The 7,017-nt window shown below is 64.2% G+C and carries 7 protein-coding genes; 1 reads left to right on the top strand and 6 read right to left on the bottom strand.

Annotation, left to right across the window (positions count from 1 at the left end):
• The 5 genes from WBQ44_RS04620 to sucB all read right to left on the bottom strand — a co-directional run.
• Positions 1-748 (bottom strand): DUF4191 domain-containing protein (locus WBQ44_RS04620; RefSeq protein ID WP_495565559.1); only part of this gene is annotated, 748 nt, incomplete at its 3' end.
• A 56-nt stretch (positions 749-804) separates the two neighbouring features.
• Positions 805-1,818 carry a lipoyl synthase gene (lipA, locus tag WBQ44_RS04615; RefSeq protein WP_495565558.1) on the bottom strand — a complete coding sequence of 338 codons (1,014 nt, stop codon included), beginning with the start codon at positions 1,816-1,818 and terminating at the stop codon, positions 805-807.
• Positions 1,819-1,828: 10 nt separating this feature from the next.
• Positions 1,829-2,593 carry a lipoyl(octanoyl) transferase LipB gene (gene lipB, locus WBQ44_RS04610; protein WP_495565557.1) on the bottom strand — a complete coding sequence of 255 codons (765 nt, stop codon included), beginning with the start codon at positions 2,591-2,593 and terminating at the stop codon, positions 1,829-1,831.
• A 43-nt stretch (positions 2,594-2,636) separates the two neighbouring features.
• Positions 2,637-3,527 carry a TIGR01777 family oxidoreductase gene (locus WBQ44_RS04605; RefSeq protein ID WP_495565556.1) on the bottom strand — a complete coding sequence of 297 codons (891 nt, stop codon included), beginning with the start codon at positions 3,525-3,527 and terminating at the stop codon, positions 2,637-2,639.
• Positions 3,528-3,676: 149 nt separating this feature from the next.
• Positions 3,677-5,434, bottom strand: coding sequence for a 2-oxoglutarate dehydrogenase, E2 component, dihydrolipoamide succinyltransferase (gene sucB / locus WBQ44_RS04600; RefSeq protein WP_495565555.1), 1,758 nt, complete (start codon positions 5,432-5,434; stop codon positions 3,677-3,679).
• Positions 5,435-5,830: 396 nt separating this feature from the next.
• On the opposite strand from sucB, the gene WBQ44_RS04595 reads away from it, so the two are divergent.
• On the top strand, positions 5,831-6,160 hold the full coding sequence (locus WBQ44_RS04595; protein WP_495565554.1) for an oxidoreductase: 330 nt from the start codon (positions 5,831-5,833) through the stop codon (positions 6,158-6,160).
• A 76-nt stretch (positions 6,161-6,236) separates the two neighbouring features.
• Here WBQ44_RS04595 and WBQ44_RS04590 read toward each other — a convergent pair.
• Positions 6,237-7,017: leucyl aminopeptidase (locus WBQ44_RS04590; protein WP_495565553.1), on the bottom strand; the 781-nt coding region annotated here is incomplete at its 5' end.

Below are 7,017 nucleotides of genomic sequence, written 5' to 3'. Positions count from 1 at the left end.
GCTTGATGGTGCGCTGAACGCCCTTCATCTTCGCGCCACCCGGTAGAGGACCCTTCGGCATTGCCGGTCCGCCCTTGGTTCCGAGCGCGGCCAGCCGCGACTCGATGGTGTCCATGCGCTTGCTGTCGATGTTCTTGGGCAGCTTGGTCAAATACTTCTGCAGACCGGACAGCGGAATTTGGTTCTCGCCGTTTCCGATCACGATGTCGTAGATCGGGGTGTCGCCGACGAGCCGCGCCGTCTTCTTCTTCTCCTGTGCGAGGAGGGACTTCACTCGCTGCGGGGCACCCTCGGCGACCAGAACGACACCGGGGCGGCCGATGACGCGGTGGACTGCATCGAGCTGCGTGGTTCCGGCGATCGCGTTGGTGACCCTCCACGAACCGCGCAGGTTGTCCAGCGCCCATGCGGCCGCGCCTGCCTGGCCGTCGGCCTTCTTGTACACCGACTTCTGCACACGACGTCCGAAAATGATGAACGCGACGAGCACGCCGAGAACGATTCCGAACGGCAACAGGAACCACTCGATGCTGAAGATCAGCCCGATGAGAAACGCAATCACGCCGACCCCGACGATCGCGCCGATCATCAGCGGCAGAAGCAGCTTGTCGTCTTTCCGCTGCATCTGGAATGCCTGCCAGAGTTGCCCGCGACGTTCTTTCGATGCCTTCTTGCGCGCAGCCTTGGCGGCCGCCTTTGCTTCCTTGCTGGGCTTTCCTGCTTTGCCAGCTTTACTGCCGTTCGCCATGCCTCACAGGATACGTCCCGCAACAGCACTCAGTTGCACCGCGCCGCACGAATGATCTAGCGAGCAGCCAAGCGTGCCATCAGCGAGCTGGCTTCCTGCGAAGCCTCACCGCCGTCGACGAGATGGCTCATGCTCGCGGGGAGCTCACGACCGTGATGCTGCATCGCCTGGGCGTACAGGCGGCCTGCCCGGTAGGACGAGCGGACCAACGGCCCTGCCAGGACACCGGCGAAACCGACCTCGGTGGCGTAGTCGGAGTGCTCAACGAATTCTTCGGGCTTGACCCAGCGCTCGACCGGGTGGTGACGTGGGGAAGGCCGCAGGTACTGCGTGATCGTAAGGATGTCGCACCCTGCTTCGTGCAGATCGCGGATCGCTTCCTGCACTTCCTCGGGGGTCTCGCCCATGCCGAGGATGAGGTTGGACTTGGTGACGAGGCCGTCGTCGCGCGCTGCGGTGATGACGTCCATCGAGCGCTGGTAGCGGAATGCCGGCCGGATGCGCTTGAAGATGCGTGGCACGGTCTCGACGTTGTGAGCAAGAACCTCGGGGCGTGAGGAGAAGACCTCGGCCAGCTGATCCGGCTTGGCGTTGAAGTCCGGGATCAGCAACTCGACGCCGGTGTTCGGGTTGAGCTTTTTGATGAAACGAACCGTCTCCGCGTACAACCACGCGCCGCCGTCTTCGAGATCGTCACGCGCAACACCGGTGATCGTCGAGTAGCGCAGACCCATGGCCTGAACGCTCTCGGCCACGCGGCGGGGCTCGTCGCGGTCGAGGTCGTCGGGCTTTCCGGTATCGATCTGGCAGAAGTCACACCGTCGCGTGCACTGTTCGCCGCCGATGAGGAAGGTCGCCTCGCGGTCTTCCCAGCATTCATAGATGTTGGGGCAGCCGGCTTCCTCGCAGACCGTGTGCAAGCCCTCGCGCTTGACCAGGGCTTTGAGCTCGGAATATTCCGGGCCCATCTTCGCTTTGGTCTTGATCCAGTTGGGCTTGCGTTCGATCGGGGTCTCCGCGTTTCGGATCTCGAGGCGGAGTAATTTGCGTCCTTCTGGGGCCACAGTCACGTTCTCGATGCTACGCGCCGAACCTGATGGTCGAGAACTGCGGGTTCGTCGTCGGCGACGCAGGCAATTCGCGGTGCACCGGGTGCTCGACGACCACCAGTTCGCCGTCGAGCGCGGCGAGGACAGCGGTCGAGACAGCAGGGATCACGTCGGCCACGGTCACGTCGCGGCCCAGCTCGGCCGACAGAGAAGTGACCCCCGCGTCCGCGATGCCGCACGGCACGATGGCATCGAAACCTGCCGTCGACGAATTGCAGTTCAGCGAGAATCCGTGAAGGGTCACCCCGCGCTGCACTCGGACGCCGATAGCAGCGATCTTGCGTTCGGGGAGCAGCGCTCCGTTGCGCCACTCGGCTGCCAGCCATACCCCGGAACGACCGTCTATCCGCCCGCAGTCGATACCCAACTGGGTGCACACCGAGATCAGGGCCTCCTCGATGCGCCGCACGTACTGGACGACGTCCATGGGCTGGGCCAGCTTGACGATGGGATATCCGACGAGTTGGCCGGGACCGTGCCAGGTGATCTTCCCGCCACGGTCCACGTCGACGACCGGCGTCCCGTCCTGTGGGCGGTCCTCGGGCGCCGTGCGTCGACCAGCGGTGTACACCGAAGGATGTTCGAGCAGTAGGAGGGTGTCTCGCCCCTCGCCCCCGGCGCGCATCTCGGCCAGTTCGCGTTGGCGTGCCCACGCGTCGTGGTACTCGATACGGCCGATCTCGTCGACGTGAACGGGATCCGAACTCTCCCGTGCGGAGATTCCAGCGGTGGTCATAGCTGTCGACGGTACGCCGCGCACAGCGGCTCCCGAAACAGTGTCAGCGTCCGACTGCGGCTCGGAGTGCCTCGCCGACGGTGTTGTGGGTGAACACGAAGCCGGTGTCCTCCAACACCTTCGGAATCGCGCGCGGGCCCGTGAGAATGGCTTCCTCCGCGAATTCGCCGATGACCAGTTTCAAAGCGAAACCCGGGACTGCCCACGGTGCGGGCCGTCCGATCGCACGTGAGAACGCGCTGTTGAACTGTGCATTGGTGACCGGTGCGGGGCCGACCATGTTGACCGGGCCGCGGACGGCGTCGTTCTCGAGGCCGTGCACGATGGCCGCAATTTCGTCGTCCAACGATATCCACGGGAAGTACTGCCGGCCGCTCCCCAGACGCCCACCGAGGGCAAGCAGGTACAGGGGCCGAAGTTTGTCCATCATGCCTCCGCGCTGCGACAGGACGACACCGCTGCGCAACATGACGGTGCGAACGCCGCCGGCCGATGCGGCAGTCGTGGCCTTCTCCCAATCTCGACATACCTCGGCAAGGAATCCTTCGCCCACGGCAGCTGTCTCGTCGACGACTCGATCGCCGGTGTCACCGTAGAAGTTGATCCCGCTGGCATTGACGAGCGTCGGAACCCCGTGTGTGACGCACGTGTCGGCGAGCACTTCCGTCGGTGTGATGCGGCTGTCGCGCACCTGCTGCTTGTACGCGCCGGACCAGCGCTTGTCGCCGATACCGACACCGCACAGATTGATCACCGCGTCCGCCCCGCGCAACGCCTGCTCGTCCACCTCGCCTCGAGGGGGATCCCAACGGAACTCGTCGGGCCCTGCCGGCGAGCGACGAACCAGCCTGGCTACCTCGTGCCCCTTGCCTCGCAACGACGCCACGAGAGCGGTACCGATCAAACCGGACGAACCTGCAATGACGACGCGCATATGCCGCTGGCCTCCTGGACAGTTTCGGGGCACCACTCGCAATGCGAGTAGTGCCCCGACTGTATTTCTGAAACACCGTGTTGCTTGAAAACACGGTGTTGCTGGCACCGCCCCAATTCGACGACAGGACGGTGACAGCCTCGGACGATCTAGATACCCAGATCTGCCTGGAACGAAGCATCCTCGAGACGCTGCTTGATCGTCGTGAGGAAACGTCCTGCATCGGCACCGTCGACGAGACGGTGATCGTAAGTGAGAGGCAGGTACACCATCGATCGAACACCGATGGATTCGTTGCCCGCGTCGTCCTTGACGACCACCGGACGCTTGACGATCGCGCCCGTGCCGAGCATCGCTGCCTGCGGCGGAACCAGAATCGGGGTGTCGAACAGTGCACCCTGGCTGCCGATATTGGTGATGGTGAACGTGCCACCCGACAGCTCGTCGGGCTTGAGGCCGTTTGACCGAGCCCGCGAGGCGATGTCGGCGATCGCGCGCGCCAGACCGGCGAGGGACAGGTCTCCTGCGTTGTGGATGACGGGGGAGAGGAGGCCCTGCTCGGTGTCCACAGCGATGCCGAGGTGAACACCGGCGTGGTAGGTGATCTCCTTCTTGTCCTCGTCGATGCTCGCGTTGACGTTCGGGTGCGCCTTGAGCGCTTCGACGACGGCCTTGGCGAAGAACGGCAGGTACGTCAGGTTGACGCCCTCGTTCTTCTGGAACGTCGACTTCGCCTTGGTGCGCAACGCGGCGATCTTCGTGACGTCGACCTCGAAGGTCTGGGTGAGCTGTGCCGTGGTCTGTAGCGACTCACGCGTCTTCTTGGCCGTGATCTGACGGATCCGGTTGATCTTCTGCGTGGTACCGCGCAGGTGAGCGAGTTCGGGGCGAACTCCTGCCGTCGCGGGTGCTGCGGGAGCCGCGGACTCGGCCGGAGCCGCTGCGGCTGCGGGAGCCTCGGCAGGTGCCTTCTTGGCCTCGGCCGCTGCGAGCACATCCTGCTTGCGGATGCGTCCGCCGACCCCGGTGCCCTTGACGCTGGACAGGTCGACGTCGTTGTCTGCAGCCAGCTTGCGAACGAGCGGCGTGACGTACGGAGTGGCGTCGCCCGAAGAAGCCTTGGGAGCTTCCTGCTTGGGGGCCTCCTGCTTGGGGGCCTCCTGCTTGGGAGCTTCCTGCTTGGGAGCTTCCTGCTTGGGAGCTTCCTGCTTGGGGGCCTCCTGCTTGGGAGCTTCCTGCTTGGGGGCCTCTGGTGCCTTCTCGGTCGGTGCGCCCGATCCGATGACAGCCAACTGGCCGCCGATCTCGACCGTGTCGTCTTCCTCGGCAGTGATCTCGAGCAGAGTACCGGCCACGGGAGACGGGATCTCGGTGTCGACCTTGTCCGTGGACACCTCGAGAAGCGGCTCGTCGACGGCTACCTCGTCGCCGACGGCCTTGAGCCAACGGGTGACAGTTCCCTCGGTGACCGACTCGCCCAGCTCCGGCATCTTGACCGACGTACCGGAACCGGAGTCGTTCGATCCGCTGCCCGACGTCGAACTCGACTCTGCGGAAGCTTCTTCTGGAGTTTCCTCCTCGGCCTGGGGCTCGGGCTCTGCGGCGGGAGTGGGCTCTTCTTCGGCCGGCGCGGACTCCGGCGATTCGGTCGACGGCGCCGACTCCTCGCCTGCGTCACCGATCTGAGCGAGCTCTGCGCCGATTTCGACGGTGTCGTCTTCCTGAGCCACGATCTTCGTCAGAACGCCAGCAGCGGGGGACGGGATTTCGGTATCGACCTTGTCGGTCGATACTTCGAGCAACGGTTCGTCGACCTCGACGGTGTCGCCCTCCTGTTTGAGCCACCTCGTGACAGTTCCCTCGGTGACGCTCTCACCAAGAGCTGGCATCTGGACGGAGAAGGCCATGTCTGTTGACTCCTCGACAGTTGTATGCGGGTAGATGCAGTCTTACGACTTGTGGTCGTAAACCATTGTGCTGGCGTTGCAAGATTCGCGGACGATACTTGCGTTATTTGCGTTCATCGACGCCGTGGACACCGACGGTTGGGCGTCCACACCGAGGTCGAAAGAACGGGTGATCCGCAGTCTGCAGTTCGTCACAGCAGGCACCTGGAAGCCCTTTCCTCTTCGATCGGCGTTCATTCTCGACAACGAGAGAGTTGAACCCTCTACCTTCATCCTTCCATCTCCCGCGTCGGTGCGTTCCCCGAGGGCTGAAGTCGTACTGGCAAACTGACCGGTAACGCCGGTGGGGCGAACAACGACCGTCTATGGGACGCACCGACGACAGGAGTCAACTCAGTGGGCTTGTTCGATCGCTTCGCGCGACGCGGTGGCAGAGGTAGAGGCACCAAAGAGAGTTCGACGGCTCAGTATCTGGCGGACTGGACGGCCGAGCGCATCGGTGTCGAAGCCTACGTCGAACCCAAAACGACTGTGACTCCTGTCACCGTCGTACTGGTCGCCAACGACGGTGAGTGGACTCGGCGCGCCGTCGACGAGCGCGACATCCGAAAGCTCGGCCCGGACCTGAAGATTCCCGTGTACGACGTCCGAAAGACGCGCTATCCGCAGCGCATGAGGGACTACGACGCCCGGCAGAAGATTCTCAAACGCCGCGCTGCGGAGTGAACTGGCCGGGGTGAACCGGTGGCACGGCCGATCGCCCATCGAGGGCGACCGACCTGCCGATCTCGTTGCTACTTGCTCAGCCGTTTTCGACGATGTCCTCGAGGACGGCGAACATCGTGCGGACCGGCACGCCTGTGCCGCCCTTTCCGGTGTAGCCGAACGGTCCGCCCGTGTTGTACGCCGGACCGGCCACGTCGATGTGCGCCCATTCGACGCCCTCGGCGACGAACTCCTTCAGGAACAGTGCGGCAGCGAGCATTCCACCCGCGCGCCCGTTGGTGACGTTGGCCAGGTCGGCGACCTTGGAATCGAGTTCTTTACGGATCTCCTTCGGGAGCGGCATCGGCCAGCCGCCTTCGCCCACTGCCTGCGAAATCTCGGCAACGCGATCACGGAACTCGTCGGTGCCCATGACGCCGGGAGTCCTGTTGCCGAGTGCGACAACCTGAGCACCGGTGAGGGTGGCGGTGTCGATGAGGTAATCGGGCTCGTCCTCGCAGGCGCGGACGATGGCATCCGCGAGTACGAGGCGGCCTTCGGCGTCGGTGTTGATGACCTCGACGGTGATTCCGCCGTACTGGGTGAGCACGTCTCCCGGGCGCTGCGCGGTTCCGGACGGCATGTTCTCGGCCATGGGTACGGTGGCGACGACGTCGAGGGGCAGGTCCACCTTGGCGGCGAGGATTACGGTCGCAATGACGGCAGCGGCTCCGGCCATGTCGGAGGTCATGTTCTCCATACCGGCTGCGGGCTTGATCGAGATGCCGCCGGTATCGAAGGTGATGCCCTTGCCGACGAGCGCGATCTTCTTCGCCTTGCGTTTGCCGCCCGAGTGCGTCAGACGCACGAGCCTGGGC

The organism is Rhodococcus sp. (in: high G+C Gram-positive bacteria) (assembly GCF_049591685.1).
Taxonomy (GTDB): domain Bacteria; phylum Actinomycetota; class Actinomycetes; order Mycobacteriales; family Mycobacteriaceae; genus Rhodococcoides.
The sequence above is the reverse complement of the archived record's forward strand: the minus strand, read 5'-3'. Positions and strand labels throughout refer to the sequence as shown.

Bases quoted from the DNA above. Each gene is read 5' to 3' on its own strand.
- WBQ44_RS04605 (WP_495565556.1), bottom strand. From the start codon at position 3,527: ATGCGCGTCGTCATTGCAGGTTCGTCCGGTTTGATCGGTACCGCTCTC.
- lipB (WP_495565557.1), bottom strand. From the start codon at position 2,593: ATGACCACCGCTGGAATCTCCGCACGGGAGAGTTCGGATCCCGTTCAC.
- sucB (WP_495565555.1), bottom strand. From the start codon at position 5,434: ATGGCCTTCTCCGTCCAGATGCCAGCTCTTGGTGAGAGCGTCACCGAG.